The organism is Vibrio sp. 1401, from assembly GCF_033340295.1.
Genome location: NZ_JAWOWF010000014.1, coordinates 20,239 through 37,764, shown reverse-complemented (window position 1 = coordinate 37,764; position 17,526 = coordinate 20,239). Strand labels below are relative to the sequence as shown.

At 44.9% G+C, this 17,526-nt stretch carries 11 protein-coding genes and 1 pseudogene; 7 read left to right on the top strand and 5 right to left on the bottom strand.

Annotation, left to right across the window (positions count from 1 at the left end; translation table 11 throughout):
* The first annotated feature begins 38 nt into the window (after positions 1 to 38).
* Entirely contained in the window at positions 39 to 1,268 is a 1,230-nt protein-coding gene (gene pepT, locus R7Z77_RS09520; RefSeq protein ID WP_176311456.1) for a peptidase T, read from the top strand.
* Positions 1,269 to 1,350: 82 nt separating this feature from the next.
* On the opposite strand, the gene R7Z77_RS09515 is transcribed toward pepT, so the two are convergent.
* Complete coding sequence (locus R7Z77_RS09515) at positions 1,351 to 1,815, bottom strand: dCMP deaminase family protein (RefSeq protein WP_005373515.1); 465 nt, start codon at positions 1,813 to 1,815, stop codon at positions 1,351 to 1,353.
* A gap of 419 nt (positions 1,816 to 2,234) precedes the next feature.
* Between R7Z77_RS09515 and vmeY the strand changes: the two genes are divergently transcribed.
* Together vmeY and vmeZ are read left to right on the top strand one after the other, a co-directional pair.
* On the top strand, positions 2,235 to 3,362 hold the full coding sequence (gene vmeY / locus R7Z77_RS09510; RefSeq protein ID WP_017635193.1) for a multidrug efflux RND transporter periplasmic adaptor subunit VmeY: 1,128 nt from the start codon (positions 2,235 to 2,237) through the stop codon (positions 3,360 to 3,362).
* Positions 3,363 to 3,370: 8 nt separating this feature from the next.
* The gene (gene vmeZ, locus R7Z77_RS09505) at positions 3,371 to 6,523 is read left to right on the top strand and encodes a multidrug efflux RND transporter permease subunit VmeZ (protein ID WP_017635194.1); all 3,153 of its coding nucleotides are present in this window, start codon (positions 3,371 to 3,373) and stop codon (positions 6,521 to 6,523) included.
* An 89-nt stretch (positions 6,524 to 6,612) separates the two neighbouring features.
* Here the strand turns inward: vmeZ and R7Z77_RS09500 are convergent.
* Together R7Z77_RS09500 and arfB are read right to left on the bottom strand one after the other, a co-directional pair.
* Positions 6,613 to 8,381: pseudogene (locus tag R7Z77_RS09500) on the bottom strand (methyl-accepting chemotaxis protein).
* A gap of 100 nt (positions 8,382 to 8,481) precedes the next feature.
* The gene (gene arfB / locus R7Z77_RS09495) at positions 8,482 to 8,895 is read right to left on the bottom strand and encodes an alternative ribosome rescue aminoacyl-tRNA hydrolase ArfB (RefSeq protein WP_017635196.1); all 414 of its coding nucleotides are present in this window, start codon (positions 8,893 to 8,895) and stop codon (positions 8,482 to 8,484) included.
* 76 nt (positions 8,896 to 8,971) lie between these two features.
* Between arfB and R7Z77_RS09490 the strand changes: the two genes are divergently transcribed.
* A complete protein-coding gene (locus R7Z77_RS09490) occupies positions 8,972 to 9,574 on the top strand; it encodes a beta-phosphoglucomutase family hydrolase (protein ID WP_017819896.1) in 603 nt (200 codons plus the stop codon).
* An 88-nt stretch (positions 9,575 to 9,662) separates the two neighbouring features.
* On the opposite strand, the gene R7Z77_RS09485 is transcribed toward R7Z77_RS09490, so the two are convergent.
* Positions 9,663 to 10,655, bottom strand: coding sequence for an OmpA family protein (locus R7Z77_RS09485; RefSeq protein ID WP_017819897.1), 993 nt, complete (start codon positions 10,653 to 10,655; stop codon positions 9,663 to 9,665).
* 458 nt (positions 10,656 to 11,113) lie between these two features.
* On the opposite strand from R7Z77_RS09485, the gene aroG reads away from it, so the two are divergent.
* From aroG to R7Z77_RS09470, 3 genes are all read left to right on the top strand, one after another.
* Positions 11,114 to 12,166 (top strand): 3-deoxy-7-phosphoheptulonate synthase AroG, encoded by a 1,053-nt coding sequence (gene aroG, locus R7Z77_RS09480; RefSeq protein WP_213968015.1) that lies wholly within the window; start codon positions 11,114 to 11,116, stop codon positions 12,164 to 12,166.
* Positions 12,167 to 12,325: 159 nt separating this feature from the next.
* On the top strand, positions 12,326 to 13,498 hold the full coding sequence (locus tag R7Z77_RS09475; protein WP_021035943.1) for an MFS transporter: 1,173 nt from the start codon (positions 12,326 to 12,328) through the stop codon (positions 13,496 to 13,498).
* 209 nt (positions 13,499 to 13,707) lie between these two features.
* Entirely contained in the window at positions 13,708 to 15,270 is a 1,563-nt protein-coding gene (locus R7Z77_RS09470) for a methyl-accepting chemotaxis protein (protein ID WP_017819900.1), read from the top strand.
* Between the two features lie 141 nt (positions 15,271 to 15,411).
* Here the strand turns inward: R7Z77_RS09470 and tkt are convergent, their stop codons facing one another.
* On the bottom strand, positions 15,412 to 17,403 hold the full coding sequence (tkt, locus tag R7Z77_RS09465; protein ID WP_042522667.1) for a transketolase: 1,992 nt from the start codon (positions 17,401 to 17,403) through the stop codon (positions 15,412 to 15,414).
* Positions 17,404 to 17,526: the final 123 nt, after the last annotated feature.

Here is a 17,526-nt window from a genome sequence, read left to right as displayed (position 1 = left end):
GTGATAAGGCCTCATCGTACAAAACAATGAGAATAAATATGAAACATTTAGTTGAAAGATTTCTTCGATACGTCACGTTTGATACCCAATCCAATCCACATGTGACGCTTTGCCCAAGTTCACCTGGTCAGCTTGTGTTTGCTGAGTTACTTAAAAAAGAGATGATCGAGCTTGGTTTAAGTGACGTGATTTTGGATAAAAATGGCTACTTGATGGCTAAACTGCCAGCCAATGTTGATTATGAGGTTCCTCCTATCGGCTTCATTGCCCATATGGATACCGCGCCGGATGCATCTGGCAAAAACGTAAAGCCGCAATTCATCGAAGATTACCAAGGTGGCGATATTGCATTAGGGTTGGGGGATGAAGTGCTATCTCCCGTGCAATACCCCGATTTACATCACCTACATGGCCACAATCTTATTACTACCGATGGCACTACATTACTTGGCGCGGATAACAAAGCCGGTATCGCAGAGATTCTTTCCGCGGTAGCTCTGCTACTGGAAAACCCAGACATTCCACACGGCGACATTTGTATCGGCTTTACTCCGGATGAAGAAATCGGTCGTGGTGCAGATTTGTTTGACGTTAAAAAGTTTGGCGCGAAATGGGCATACACTATAGATGGTGGCCCGCAAGGTGAATTGGAATACGAAAACTTTAATGCAGCAAACGCTGATGTAATTTTTCATGGAGTTAGCGTTCATCCAGGTACCGCAAAAGGCAAAATGGTCAATGCGATGAACTTGGCTGCGAAATTTCAAGTTCAAATGCCCCAAGATCAAACTCCGGAAACAACCGAAGGTTACGAAGGGTTCTTCCATTTAAAATCGGCAGAAATGGGCGTTGCACGAAGCGAGCTAGGTTACATTATTAGAGACTTTGACCGTCAAAGACTTGAGGATCGAAAAGCCTTTATGCAGAAACTCGTCGATGAAATGAACACGGGTTTACGCCATGGTTCTGTAGAGCTAAAGATAAAAGACAGCTATTACAATATGAGAGAAATGGTTGAGCCTTACCCTCATATCATTGAGCTGGCAAAGCAAGCGATGGAAGCGTGTGATGTGGAACCGATTATAAAACCTATTCGTGGTGGTACAGATGGTGCTCGTTTATCTTTTATGGGTTTGCCGTGCCCGAATATCTTCACCGGTGGTTTTAACTTCCACGGAATTCATGAGTTTATTTCTGTTGAAATGATGGAAAAATCAGTACTCGTTATTGTCAAAATTGCTGAGCTCACAGCGAAAAAACACAGTTAAAAGACTACGTCGAGACCTCTTGCAGATTTAATAACAAAATAGCCCAGATCTCTCTGGGCTATTTAAATATTAAGATGGAATACTAGCGCACGTCTTTGTCTTCAATTTCAATGTCTTCTAGTGGTAACCAGTCGACTTTCACACCCGCTTGATCGAACATATCTTGACTGACTTGGATTTTATCTCCCCAGCGAGATAAAAAGTCTTCAGACTGCTCAGGGCAGTGTACGTGTGAGATCCCTGTTTGAATGATCTTTGCCGCGCAGTTAGGGCAAGGAAAATGCGTTACCCAAATATCACATCCGTCTAAGTCACGTTTTGAGAACAAAATTGCGTTCTCTTCCGCGTGCAGTGTTTTAAGGTATTTCAACTCGCGCTCATCGGTGTCGACACTGTCAGAAACACCATGCGGATAGCCATTAAATCCAACAGATACAATGCGATTCTGTTTAGTAATAACGGCACCGACTTGTGTTGATGGGTCCTTACTCCAAGACGCCACTAGTTCTGCCATCTGGTAAAAGCGTTTCGCCCATTTAGAAATCATAGTCATCCTCTCTGTCGAAGGCGTTGAATTAATTGAATGATAACCCATTTATATTAAAAAAATAGTCAAAATCGGGGTCTTGAGTATGAAGGCGTCACTTTTCACCTTTTTAGCCACAAAACGTTCTTATCTTGAGCACTGAATCTCACTTTACGTCCGAATACAATACTCCCGTTAGTGTTTCCAAGCACACGCTAAAATTCGCGATCTCCTAAGGCGTATATTAAATAGTTATGATTGAGTTGTATGTATATTGCTCATTGAATACCACTGTTAACTAAATTACTTTATTTTCCTTTTGTTTCTCATGTTTACATTTAGAAACACCTTGGGCGCTTTTCAGTGAAGTTTTCAGTGGCAGCAAGGAGTAAGGTTGATAGGAATTCAACAATATCCTGTTCTATAAAGACGGTAAATACATGCAAAAGAAACCACTTGTCGCACTAATGGCGGCTACAGCAATCCTCGCTGGATGCGGGGAAGCTAATAATGCCCAAACGAAAGGTCAAGCGCCTCTCGTAGTGACTCAGGATGTCACGGTTATCGACTACCAACCGAGCAAGTCTTATATCGGTCGCATTGAAGCAGTAGAAGATACCAATATTACCGCGCAGATTTCTGGCTACTTAAAAGCTCGTCACTTTGAAGAGGGGCAAATGGTAGAAAAAGGGCAGCTCCTTTACTCTATCGAGCCATCTTCTTTTGAAGCCCAAGTCGCGAGTGCTAAAGCCGCACTTGCACAAGCTAAAGCGGCGCTAAAAAAAGCCGAATTAGATCATACTCGAGGTAAAAACTTGTTGCCTCGCGGTAGTATCTCTCAATCTGAGTTTGATGCTTTAACTGCGGCACTTCTTGGTGCGAGAGCAGAGCTAGAAGCGGCAAATGCTCAACTTAAACTTGCTGAAGTTAACCTTTCCTATACTCAAATCCGAGCACCTTTTAGCGGACGTATTAGTGATACCAAAGTGAGTACGGGTGATCTGGTTTCTCCATCATCTGGCGTGCTGACGACATTGGTGAGCTTAGACCCAGTGCATACTTCATTTAGTGTGAGTGAGCGCGAGCGTTTAGCTATGGGTATGGATCAAGTAAAAGGTGATGGCTCGGCTGAATCAAACCGCGTTGAAGTTCAGCTTGAACTGGAAAATGGACAGTTTTTTGAGCATCTCGGTAAGCTTGATTTCTTAGGTAATCGTATTGACACCAAAACGGGTACGATTGCTATGCGCGCGCTAGTGCCAAACCCAGAGCAGAAGTTACTTCCGGGTCAACACATCAAAGTGAACTTGAGAGATAAGAACACGAAAGACGTTATTGTTATCCCACGACGTGCCGTACAGACTGACTTAGAAGGTGACTTTGTGATGGTGATGGCTGAGGGAAGTGTGGCAGAGCGTCGTAACGTCGAGCTTGGCCCTCAGGTTGAACAAGGCATTATCATTCGAGAAGGGCTCGATCAGGAAGATACGGTTATTACACAAGGCCTACAACGTGTGCGTAATGGTGTAGAAGTGCGCCTTCAAGCACCTGCTGAAGATAAGCAGTAGGGGGCACTATGTTAAGTCGTTTCTTTATTCAGAGACCTAAATTCGCGCTGGTTATTTCGATCATATTAACGCTAGCCGGCGCGATCTCACTGGCGATTTTGCCAGTGGCTGAGTACCCACAGATAAGCCCGCCATCAGTAAGCGTTTCGGCTTACTACACTGGCGCGAGTGCGGAAGTTGTCGAGCAGGCCATTGCGGACCCCATAGAGACCTCAGTCAACGGCGTTGAGGATATGATATACATGTCTTCAAAGAGCGCGAACGATGGCTCTTACAGCCTAAACGTCACGTTCGATGTTGGCACCGATCCAGATATGGCGCAAGTTAACGTGCAAAACCGCGTGTCACAGATTGAGTCAAAACTGCCTCAAGAAGTTCGCATGGTTGGTGTGACGGTGAAAAAGCGTTCACCTGACTTGCTGATGGTACTTAACTTCTATTCACCTGATGGCAAATACGATGATCAGTTCTTGATTAACTACATTAACTTGAATGTAAAAGATCAGTTGGCTCGTGCGAAAGGTATCAGTGAAGTTAACGTGATTGGTGGTGGCGAATACGCAATGCGTGTTTGGTTAGATCCTGAAAAAATGGCCAACCTTAAGCTAACCACGTCAGACGTATACGCCGCTTTGGCTGAACAGAACGTTCAAGTTGCGGCAGGGCGTGTAGGTGCAGCACCATACAACAATCCGCAAGAAGTTCAGTTTAACCTTGTGACCAAAGGTCGCTTGGAAAGCGTGAGTGAGTTTGAGAACGTAGTCCTTCGAGCTAATCCCAATGGCTCTACGGTTTATCTGAAAGATGTTGCTCGCGTTGAACTAGGCAAAAAGTTCTACGATGGTAACGGTAAGTTCCGTGGCCAGGACGCGTCAATCGTTGCGTTGTCTCTTCAATCGGATGCGAATGCGTTAGAAAGTGGTCAGGCCGTCATGGAGCTCCTTGAGGGCTTGAGCAAAAACTTCCCAGAGGGAATGGAATACGAGACCAGCTACGATACAACCGTGTTCGTATCTGAATCGATCAAAGGGGTAGTAAAAACACTGATTGAAGCGATTCTATTGGTGATCGCTGTAACTTACTTGTTCTTGGGTAGTGCGCGTGCAACGTTGATTCCTGTTGTCGCGATCCCCGTTTCTCTGATTGGTACGTTTGCCATCATGCAGGCAACGGGCTTCACCATTAATACGGTTACTTTGTTTGGCCTGATCCTTGCGATTGGTATCGTGGTGGACGATGCGATTCTGGTTATCGAAAACGTCGATACTACCATGGCGAAAGACCCAACCATTTCACCGCGTAAAGCGACGTTGCTAGCGATGAAAGAAGTAACGGGACCAATCATCACGTCGACCTTGGTTCTACTTGCGGTATTCATACCCGTCGCCATGCTGCCAGGTATCACCGGTATCATGTATCGCCAGTTCGCTTTGACCATCTGTATTTCGGTTGTGATTTCATCCATCAATGCATTGACGCTGTCTCCAGCACTTTGTTCTCTGGTATTGAAGCAGGGTGGGGGCAATACCGCTAACTGGTTCCAGGCTTTCAACCGAGGCTTAGAGCGCATCACTACGCGTTATGGCCAGATCGCTGGTTTCTTGGTGAAGAAGTCTTTACTGCTCGTGACGTTCTTTATAGTTGCTATCGCAGCGGTCACTTTCTTTGCGAAAACCACCTCTACAGCGTTTGTTCCTCAAGAAGATAAAGGCATTTTGCTGGTTAACGTACAGCTACCAGATTCAGCCTCTTTATCACGCACTGAAGAAGTCACCAATGATTTAATGAAAATGATCGGTGAAGAACCTGGTGTGGATGGTGTGACGGTTGCGAACGGTTACTCGTTTATGACAGGCGCAGCAGCATCAAACGGTGCTTCTGTATTTATCAAATTGCATGATTGGGATACTCGTAACTCGCTGCAAGGAGAGCACTCTGCTAATGCTATCGCGGCACGTATTAACGGGCGAGCGGCGACAGAGTTACCTCAAGCGGTTGTTTTTGCGATGGGACCACCGGCGGTTCCAGGTATGGGCGCTGCGTCTGGTTTTGAGTTTGTGCTTGAAGACACGCTAGGGCGAAGTCGTACCGACTTGTCGATGGTCATGGGAGAAATGATCCAAGCGGCTAACCAAGCGCCTGAAATTGCCTACACGTTTAGCACGTTCCGCGCGAATGTTCCGCACTACTACGTTGATATCGATCGTGAGAAAGCGCAGCAATTAGGTATTTCGCTGTCGTCTATTTTCCAAACCTTGCAAGGCAACTTAGGTTCGCTTTATGTGAATGACTTCACCATGTTTGGTAAGAACTTCCGCGTAACCATGCAAGCTGATAGCCAGCACCGTAGCAGCATGGAAGATCTAGAGCGTTTCCATGTTCGTTCTTCGAACGGTGATATGGTCCCGTTAAGTACGCTAGTGAGCTACGAGCAAGTGTTTGAGCCTGATGTGGCGTGGCGTTACAACATGTACCGCAGTGCTATCATTCAAGGCCAACCAGCACCGGGTTACTCTAGTGGTGATGCGATTGCCGCAATGGAACGCGTTGCTGCTGAAGTTCTTCCACAAGGGTACACGTATGAATGGACAGGTATGGCTTATCAGGAAGTGCTCGCGGGTAACCAAGCCATTTATGCGTTTGCGCTGGCTTTGATCTTCATTTACTTGTTTATGGTGGCTCAGTATGAGAGTTGGAGTATTCCACTGGCTATTATTTTGGTGGTCCCAGTAGCAACGTTAGGTTCCTTCCTTGCGTTGAATCTAACTGGCACGCCGCTTAACTTGTATGCCCAAATTGGTCTTGTCTTGCTCATAGCCTTGGCGGCGAAAAACGCAATTTTGATTGTGGAGTTCGCCAAGCAAGAGCGAGAAGAAAAAGATGCTGATATCGATAGTGCAGCGGTTAAAGGAGGCACGTTACGTTTCCGCGCTGTGAATATGACATCCTGGTCATTTATCCTGGGTATCTTCCCGCTTATCTTTGCCGCTGGTGCGGGGCACGTCAGTCAAAACTCACTCGGCGTGTCGCTGATTGGTGGTCTATTGTGTGTGCTTCTAGCAGGTACATTCTTGATCCCAGGCTTCTACGCCCTGGTGCAAAGACAGCGTGAGAAAGTTCATGGCGGCAACACCAAGCTGGTTCCTCTTGATGATGAATAATCACATCCGAAGTGCGCAGTAAGCACGAAGTGACAATTGAAAAAAAGCCCGAAGCAATGATTGCCTCGGGCTTTCTATTTTGAAAAGGGTTATTTTAGCGCAGTTTTGAATTGTGCAACAGCTTCATCCATATCATGAGCTTGAGCAGAGACAGAGTTGACTTCATGCAAGCATTCCTGAGCGGATTGCATGTTATTCTCAGATATTGCGTTTAGCTCGGTGATTGAACCGCTAACTTGGTTCATCACGATACCTTGTTCTTCAATTGCTGAAGCTATGCGCTCCGAATTACCTTGAATTGAATGCATGTCAGTGATGATCTGTTGCAGGCTAGAATCCAGTTTTTCAGAAGCATTAAGTGTTTGTTGCCCTTGATCGTTACATTGATCAATATCAGCAACAACTGTAGACATTTGAGTTTGAATATCTGCAACTACCCGCGTGATTTCCTCTGTGGATTGATGAGTTCGGCTAGCTAGGGCGCGTACTTCATCGGCAACAACTGCAAACCCGCGGCCTTGTTCGCCTGCTCGCGCGGCTTCAATTGCTGCGTTGAGAGCTAGTAGGTTGGTTTGCTCTGCAATCTCTTGGATGATGTTCACGGCACCACCAATTTTATCTACATGCTGATTCAGCGAGCCAATCGACTGCTGGCTGTTTGATAAAATCGTGGTTAGTTGACCGATGTTGGTTACCGTCGCCTCAACAACTCCTCGACCTTGTTCGGCATTATTCGCTGCCTGATGTACGCCTTCTACCGCAACTGATGTGCTTTCTGAGATTTCACCTATTGTGGCAACCATTTGCTGAACAAGGTCGCCATTGATGCAGTGTGGTCAGTTTGAGTGTGGAATTGCTCCATAACGCCTTCTAACTCACGATGCATATTATCGGTACTTGCAGTGAGTTGCGCCGATTTTTCTTGGGTACTACTAATTAGATGCTCAAGCTTATCCAATAGGTCATTGAGGTGATGACTGATATCAAATAGCTCGTCTTGACCTTTCAAATCAGATCGAAGTCCCATGTTGTTCGTTTCGCTGATACTTCGAATGGTGCCAAGTAAGCTATTCACTCGCGTATTGATTGAACGTGAAATTTGCCAAATCAATGCGAAAATAACGACTAAGATCAGAGCTGTAATGACCTGCTTGATGGTCGACATTTGTTCATCACGTTGTGCGGCAGCAGAGCTAAGGGCTGTGGAAAAGGTTTCAAATTGCTCTTCTACGGCATGGGATAATGCGCGAGTTTCACCGAGTAGGCCTTTGTCATAAGCAACCCCAACAACTTGCTTTTGGGCCGCCAATTGCTTACCTGTTTTGATAAGCTCCGGAGCATATTGCCCCTCAAGCAAGTCACTATTGAATAGTCCTGCTTTTACCGCAGAGTCAAAACGGACTAATGCCAATAACTGCTGGTGGTCTGAACGTTGTTTTGCTTCTAATAGTGCTTGTTCGTAACCAGCGAGAAGCCCACTCTTTGAATCAAGCCCGTATAGTTGGTAAGCGCTGACCAGATTCTGAAAGCCCCTTTGGTATGCGAGCAAGTCTTGCTTAAATTGTTGACTGGAAGGTAATTCATTACTCTTGAGTATGTTCGCAAGCTCTTTTTCTGTGTCTATAAACTTGTCAACATTGGCGTCAAACTTATTTAGATATTTGTCATTACTACGTAGTAGGAAATCTTTTTCATTTCTGCGTAAGTTGAGTAAGCGTATTTCTAGATCACCAACGAGTTTGATCGCGTGATTTAGATCATTGCTCTTGTTTTCAAAATGGGATGACGTACCCAAAAGGGCCACGATGCCTAAAATGGCGATAACTCCGAGGAAGTAGAGTTTTTGCCTAATAGTCATATTGTTGTTTCCTGAATAAGTAACTAAAAAGAGAAATCCAATGAGATTTCCAAGGGCTAGCAAACGTTGTTCAACTAACATGTCGAGAAAACGACATTCACTAATACAGCACTTTTTTACGTTGCTGTTTTTTCGCTCCGTGCTTGTTTTTTGTATCAAGTCGTCGGCGTTGAGAAGCGCGGGTTGGTTTCGTTTTAATACGCTTCTTCTCCTGTAAAGCGGCAGCTTTTATCAATGCTTGAAGCCGATTTAGGGCGTCTTCCTTATTTTGTTCTTGTGTCCGAAATTGTTGCGCTTTGATGATGATCACGCCATCTTTACTTATACGACTATCAGAAAGTGCAAGTAATCGCTCTTTGTAAAAGTCAGGTAAGCTTGAATGCCGGATATCAAAGCGCAGGTGTATAGCGGACGCTACCTTGTTAACGTTCTGGCCACCATTTCCTTGAGCTCTAATTGGGGATAATTGAATTTCCCACTCTTGAATTGTGACGGAGTTCGAAATTTTGAGCATGATAAGTAAATGCCGGTAAGGACGATTGAAAGAGCTGATAAATTAACATTACAGATGCACAAATAGAAGAAAAGACATGAGCACGATTGATTTTAGACCCTATGAGGGATTCATATTTGATATGGATGGTACTCTAATCGATACCATGCCAGCCCACTTGGCAGCTTGGCAAGCAACTGCTGAGCGTTTTGATTTTCCGTTTTGCCAGGAATGGTTTCACAGTTTGGGAGGGATGCCGAGCTTTAAAATTGTTGAGGAACTAAATCGTGTGCATGAGCTTTCGTTAGATCCTAAAACTGTCGCGACATTTAAAATGGAAACATTCGCTGCTATGGAGCTTCATGGTGACGTTATTCCTTGCACGAACATCGTGTTAGAGGAATATTTAGGCCATAAGAAAATTGCAGTCGGGACTGGCAGCCAACGAGAAAGTGCCATGCGCTTATTAAGTCATGCAGGTTTATTAGACAAGTTAGATGTTGTAGTAACCGCGAGTGATGTAGAGAACCATAAACCCTTTCCAGATACCTTTTTGGTGGCCGCGGAACAACTCGACTTGGAGGCGTCACAGTGTCTTGTGTTCGAGGATACTGAGTTGGGGAAGCGAGCGGCGCATGCAGCTGGTATGGATTGCGTTATGGTGCAAGATAATGAGTTGATCTTTTTCCCAAAACCATAGTGGCAATATCCCTTAATATGAGATCAAAATGGGGTGCAAATGCACCCCATTAATTTTTACCACATCATCGATCATGAATCATAGATGCTTATTCTGGTTGAACTAGCTCTTGGTATTCAAATGAAGGTACCACAACTTCTACGCGACGGTTTTTCTCACGACCTTCGCGAGTGCTGTTGTCAGCAACTGGGTTTTCTTCACCCATACCTTTAACTGTCAAACGATCTGAACCAATGCCAGCTGCGGTTAGGTAATCAGCAACAGATTGAGCACGACGCTCAGACAGTTTTTGGTTGTATGCCGCAGGGCCTGAGCTATCCGTGTAACCAGTAATCTCTACTTGAGCTTGAGGATATTCGTTCAAGAATGAAACAAAGTTGTCCAGACGTTCAGAAACGGACTCTGTTAACTTAGCACTATCGAATTCAAACGTACCTGTACCGTACTCTTCTTTGTGCACCTTGCTCATCATCACTGGTTCTGGATCTGGCTCGATCACTTCTTCCGTTACAACTGCTGCAACAACTGGAGCTGCTGCGAATTTGTAGTTAACACCGATACCAAAGAAGTTAGCATCCATGTCGTCCCACACGTCGTCAGACATGTCTTGGTAACGTTGGTATTCAGCGCGAACACTCCAGTTTCTATCGATCGAGTATTCAGCACCCAAAGAACCTGTTGGGACAAAGTCTGTTTCGTCATCAGACATCATGTAAGCACCACCGATCTTAGCAAACAGATTCCAAGAGTCGTTTAAGTGCCAGTTGAATTTAGGTGCAAGTGTTAAAGCCGTTAGATTGCCGTCAATCGTATTAACCGTGTTAGCCCCTGACATCGAGTTAGCTTTGTAGTCGCCTAAGAAGTCTACGCCGTACTCTAGCCCAATGATATCGGTAAAGTCATAACCGATATGTAGTCCTGCACCAAACGCTTCATCATCACAAGGGCTATTTAGATAGCAAGCGTCGTCAAGTGTAGTCATGCCCACTTTGCCCCCGATGTACATTTCAGCTTGAGCAGAGTTTAAAAGCGCGCTACTACCAGCTACCACTGCTGCTACTGCAATTGCTACTTTGTTCATAATGTTTCCTTGTATTGATTGCATATTAACTTCTACTTCGTTTTATCAAAAAATTAGAAAAAACCAGCGTTTATAAGAAATTAGTTTAATATTCTAATCATTTCATATCAAGCAACAATATATTTGAACTTGATCAACATTTACTACCCAAAAATACCTCACAAACTTCTGATATTTCTTACATTGTAGTAAAGATTTTTTGGTGCATAAGAAAATTGATGATTATTTTGAACTTTTTTCGTAAACTTTACTTTACATTGTGCGCAGTAGTTAACAGGTGGCTTTTATTTGCATTTATTTGCAAAAACTGATTGCAAGTCTACGCCTAAGCCGATAAGTTACTTAAACGCTAGACAGAAAATGACCACAGCCCTTGATGCTGCTCGCTTTGTGAACAATGTTGCAATGAGTTCAGTTGGTAAAAATGGGGTCGGAAATAAAACCAGGAAGTAGAAGTAATGTTTCAAACTGATGATGTAAGAATAAATAGAGTAAAAGAGTTATTGCCACCTGTTGCAGTATTAGAGAAGTTCCCAGCGACTGAAACCGCTTCTTCGACCACTTTTGATTGCCGTAACGCCATTCACAATATTCTTGAAGGAAAAGACGATCGATTACTCGTGATCGTTGGCCCGTGTTCTATTCACGATCCGGCTGCCGCGGTTGAGTACGGTAAAAAGCTAAAAGTATTACGTGATGAACTGGGCGAGCAGCTTGAGGTTGTTATGCGAGTTTATTTTGAAAAGCCGCGTACGACCGTTGGTTGGAAAGGCCTTATCAATGACCCTTACTTAAATGACACCTATAAGCTAAATGATGGTCTACGTATCGGACGTAAACTTCTTCTTGATATAACCGATATGGGCTTGCCAACGGCAAGTGAATTCTTAGATATGATCACACCTCAGTACGTGGCGGATTTGATCAGTTGGGGCGCTATCGGTGCTCGTACGACAGAATCTCAGGTTCACCGCGAGCTAGCTTCTGGTCTTTCTTGTCCTGTAGGTTTCAAAAACGGTACAGACGGGAATATTAAAATAGCGAGCGACGCGATTCGTTCTGCAAGCGCTTCCCATCACTTCCTTTCAGTAACAAAATACGGTCATTCCGCGATCGTAGAAACCGCTGGTAATCCAGACTGCCATATTATTCTACGTGGCGGTAAAGAACCAAACTACAGTGCAGCACATGTAGCTCAAATTAAAGATGAGCTGGACACCGCAGGTCTGCCGAAAAAAGTGATGATTGATTTTAGCCATGCTAACAGCTCGAAGCAGTTCAAGCGTCAAATGCTGGTGTCTGATGATGTATCCGAACAAATCTCTGCTGGCGAAGAAGCCATTTTTGGTGTGATGATCGAGTCTCATTTAGTTGAAGGTCGCCAAGACTTAGTGGATGGCAAAGCAGCCACTTATGGTCAGTCGATTACTGATGCATGTATTGGTTGGGAAGATACGGAAACGGTACTTCGTCAGCTTTCTGATGCAGTAAAAGCGCGCCGCAACAAGTAAGCTCAACAGAAAAACTTTTTAAAAGCGAAAAGTGAATAGTGAAGAGCCAGAGGTACTATGCCTCTGGCTCTTTTTGTTGAGAATTACTCTCATATCTTTCTATTGTTTCTGCTTTCCTATATGTTATCTGTATACGTTGTAACCAAAAGGAATTTGGAATTGAATCGTAATGTATGGCTTCTATCCCTCTGCCAAGCCTTATTAATGACAGGGAATATTTTACTCATATCTGTTATTGCCCTTATTGGCAAAACACTTGCGCCGTCATCAAGTTTTATCACATTACCAGTTGCACTGCAGTTTTTGGGACTGATGGCCGCGACAATTCCTGCGTCGCTAATTATGGGCAAGTTAGGGCGTCGCCTTGGTTTTAGCCTTGGTAATGTCATTGGCATTTTGGGTGCTAGTCTAGCGACGTATGCATTAAGTCAACAAAACTTCTATCTGTTCTGCATGTCTACGTTTTTGCTTGGTGTTGGTATAGGTTTCGGTACTCTATACAGGTTTGCTGCCATTGAAGTGTGTGAAGAGTCGGCAAGGCATAGGGCGATTTCGATATCTATGGCGGGTGGGGTGTTAGCGGCGATCCTTGGGCCTAATCTGGCCGTGTACTCGCAGCAGTGGTCAGATGATGGCTTATACATTAGTGCATTTGCTGTGCTTGTCGTGCTTTATATAACCGCGTTGGTTGTGCTACAAACCATTCGTTTTCCACCTGCACACACGCAGGCGCTACACGCTAAGGCGGATAAGCTGAGACTGATTATTCGTCGACCTAATTTCATGCTGGCAGTTATCGCGGCAATGGTTGCGTACGCGGTGATGAACATTTTAATGACAGCAACTCCTTTAGCGATGATTGGTTGTGGCTTTGATTTTGATAAAGCGGCGGGAGTGATCGAATGGCACGTGTTGGGTATGTTTGCACCTGCGTTTGTCACGGGCCGTCTGATAGAGCGGTTTGGCGCTAAGAATATGATTTTGGCGGGTGGATTGCTATTTGTTGCTTGTATTGGAATTAATATACATGGAGTGTCTATCTGGCATTTTAGTCTTGCTTTAATCCTGTTAGGAATAGGGTGGAACTTTATGTTTATCGCAGCAACCGGGCTGTTTAGTCAAAGTTATGAAGCGAAAAACAGAAGCAAGGCTCAAGCGTTTAATGAATTCTTCGTGTTCAGTTGTGTCACCATCACCGCATTACTATCTGGTTGGCTTGAGTCTACCGTAGGTTGGCAGAATCTTAATTTGTATGTTCTTCCATTTGTGTTACTCGTTATCGCGATGTTTGCGTTAAAAACGAATAAAAAGCCAGAATCACAAACCGCTTAATTGAGGCTTAATATATAACCCGGCCGATCGTGTCGGGTTTGTTTATTAGCTCAAATCAACAATCTCTTCTTTATGTTTTTATCGATAATGTGAATTCCCACAATAAAAATGTCGATTTGATAAGACTTTTTATCTAACTTTTTGTAATAAAAATAAAAATCCTGTATATATCTTGCCGAAAATCAATAAAAACTAAAGAAGTTTCGTCTATGTCAGCCAATATTTCTCATAAAGCTCAAGAAACTCTCGTGAGGGAGTCTGAGGAACTCGTCTCAACAACGAACTTACAAGGTGTTATTACATATTGTAATGAAGCCTTTTGCCGCGTTGCTGAATACACTCACGAAGAACTTGTCGGTCAGAACCATAATATAGTTCGTCATAATGATATGCCTAAAGCCGCTTTCGGTGATATGTGGGCACGCCTTAAACAAGGTAAAGCCTGGCGTGGAATGGTTAAGAATGCCACTAAGTCTGGCGGTTACTATTGGGTTGATGCTTATGTCACCCCTATCTACGAAGACAACCATGTTGTTGGGTATCAATCAGTGCGCGTGAAACCAAAGCGAGAGTGGGTTGATATTGCGACAAAAGCCTACAAAAGCATGCGTGCTGCAGAGAAGTCTGGTCGAACTTGGTCGTTGAAAATCAATGAAACCATTCGCTATGCGATTCTACTTGGTGCACTAACCGCACCTGCAACCGCATATGCGTTGTCTGTTGAAGGGCCGTTGGCTTGGCTTGCAAGTGCGTTACCTGCAAGTGTTCTGGCTCTGTTATTCCGCCAAGAGTTAATTGATACACCTCAGCAACTTAAAAAGTTACAAAAGCAATATGACAGCGTAAGTCGCTTGATCTATTCCGGTAACACGGCATTTTCGATTGCCGATTTCCATATCAAAATGCTATCCGCAAGAATTCGAACCGTGTTAGGAAGAATGACTGACTCCGCATTGCCTTTGCAGCATTGCGCCGAAGAGCTTAGTCAAACAACGGCAGAAGTCTCAGCTGCATTAAATCAGCAAAATACCGATATTCATCGTGTGCGAGATGCTACCCAAGAGGTGGAGTCGTCGGCAAATTCGGTTTCTTCGAGTACCAATGATGCCCATATGTTGATTGATGATACATTGAAGTCATGCTTGATGGCGAAGGAGACCATCGATCAAACGCACACCAATCTAGCGAAGTTAAGCCTTCAAGCTGAAAAAGCGACGGAAACGACGTATCAACTGAGTGATCAGGCGCAGAAGGTGAACCATTTGATGGAAGAGATTGGTGGGATCGCAGAGCAAACCAATTTACTGGCACTCAACGCGGCGATTGAAGCGGCAAGAGCAGGGGAGCAAGGTCGTGGTTTTGCTGTTGTAGCTGATGAGGTCCGCGCGCTTTCTGGGCGAACATCCAATGCAACTGAACAAATCCAAGCCTCTATCTCCACTATGTTGGCAACGATTCAAAGTTGGCAGAAAGATATTCTGGCAAACAAAGAGCAAACCGATGCCTGTTCTCAAGTAGCAGAACAAAGTGCGTTACGTTTGTCTGAAGTTGAACAGATGATGCAAACCATGAGTGGGCTGATGGTTGATGTAGCAGAAGCGGCGAATAACCAGTTAAAGCTATCTAGTGATGTAAACCAGCACATTCATTCTATCGCTTCGACCGCAGAACAAAACTTGGCAGCAACACATTCAGTTGAGCAAAATAGCCGACAGTTGAAAGACCAAGTACAAGATTTCTATCAGCTCGCACTTCGATTTGAAGACAAATAGTCGTAACGAAAGTTGTGATGTTTATGTCCTGGCTGCGTTTATGCGAATAGGAGCCAGATAAAAGAAAGCCCCGCCATTGCTGGTGGGGCTTTTCAGTTTTCACATTCGCAATAGAGAAAACTGATTATCTTTTTACTGCAATTACGCGAGTAGCTCTTTTGCTGTGTTCACTACGTTTTCAGTCGTGAAACCAAACATTTTGAATAGTTCGCCGGCTGGTGCAGATTCACCGAATGAAGTCATACCAATGATGCGACCGTCGAAGCCTACGTACTTGTACCAGAAGTCAGCAATACCTGCTTCAATTGCGATACGCGCTGTTACGTCTGATGGCAGTACAGCTTCACGGTAAGCGGCGTCTTGTTTGTCGAATGCGTCTGTTGATGGCATTGAAACAACGCGTACTTTCTTACCTTCAGCAGTTAACTGTGCTGCTGCTTCTACTGCTAGTTCAACTTCAGAACCTGTTGCGATAAGGATTAGCTCTGGCTTGCCTTCGCAATCTTTCAGAATGTAAGCACCTTTCGCGATGTCTGCTACTTGTTCTGCTGTGCGCTCTTGTTGCGCAAGGTTTTGACGAGAGAAGATAAGTGCTGTCGGTGCATCTTTACGTTCAATCGCTAGTTTCCAAGCTACAGCGGACTCAACTTGGTCACATGGACGCCATGTGCTCATGTTTGGTGTTAGGCGTAGCGATGCCATTTGCTCAACTGGTTGGTGAGTTGGACCATCTTCGCCAAGACCGATAGAGTCATGCGTGTACACTTGGATGTTCTGAATTTTCATCAGCGCAGCCATACGCATTGCGTTACGTGCGTACTCCATGAACATTAGGAATGTTGCGCCGTAAGGAACGAAACCACCGTGTAGCGCGATACCGTTCATGATCGCTGTCATACCGAATTCACGTACGCCGTAGTGGATGTAGTTACCAGAGAAGTCGCTTGCTTCTAGAGACTTAGAACCAGACCACATTGTTAGGTTAGAAGGTGCTAGGTCAGCAGAGCCACCCATGAACTCTGGTAGTAGAGCACCAAATGCTTCTAGAGCATTTTGAGACGCTTTACGTGATGCAATGTTTGCTGGGTTAGCTTGAAGATCAGCAATGATTTGGCTTGCTTTCTCTTCCCACTGTGCAGGAAGCTCACCGTTTACGCGGCGTTTAAATTCAGCTGCCAGCTCAGGGTACGCTGCTTCATAAGCTGCAAATTTCTCGTTCCACGCTGCTTCCTTAGCTGCGCCTGTTTCTTTCGCTGACCATTCTGCGTAGACTTCTTGCGGAATTTCAAAAGGACCGTGCTCCCAACCTAGTTCTTTGCGTGTTGCTGCAATTTCTTCAGCGCCTAGTGGCGCACCGTGACAATCGTGTGAACCAGATTTGTTTGGTGAACCAAAACCGATGATAGTCTTAGTACAGATAAGTGTAGGACGTGGATCCGCTTTCGCCGCTTCAATTGCTGCGTTGATTGCGTCAGCATCGTGACCATCGACTGCAGGGATTACGTGCCAACCGTAAGCTTCGAAACGCTTAGGTGTGTCGTCAGAGAACCAACCTTCAACGTGACCGTCGATAGAGATGCCGTTGTCATCCCAGAATGCGATCAGCTTGCCTAGACCAAGAGTACCTGCAAGAGAGCATGCCTCGTGCGAAATACCTTCCATCAGACAGCCGTCGCCCATGAACACGTAAGTGAAGTGGTCAACGATGTCGTGGCCTTCTTTGTTGAACTGTGCTGCTAGCGCTTTTTCAGCTAGAGCCATACCAACCGCGTTAGTGATGCCTTGACCTAGTGGGCCCGTTGTGGTCTCGATTCCTGGCGCGTAACCGTACTCTGGGTGACCAGGAGTTTTAGAGTGAAGCTGACGGAAGTTTTTCAGATCGTCGATAGACAACTCGTAACCTGCAAGGTGCAGTAGAGAGTAAATCAGCATTGAGCCGTGGCCGTTAGACAGTACGAAACGGTCGCGGTCTGCCCACTCAGGGTTTGATGGGTTGTGGTTTAGATGAGAGCGCCAAAGAACTTCAGCGATGTCAGCCATACCCATAGGTGCACCTGGGTGACCAGAGTTAGCTTGTTGAACACCATCCATGCTTAGCGCACGGATTGCATTTGCTAGATGTTTACGATCCATAGTGATTACTTCTCGATATTTGATTTAAATAGAGGGAACTCGCCGAAACAAGTTCAAATAGAATTTTTTGAAAATAGTGCTGATGGTAAAAGCGAGTAGACGGGCTACTCGCTTTTGGTAAGC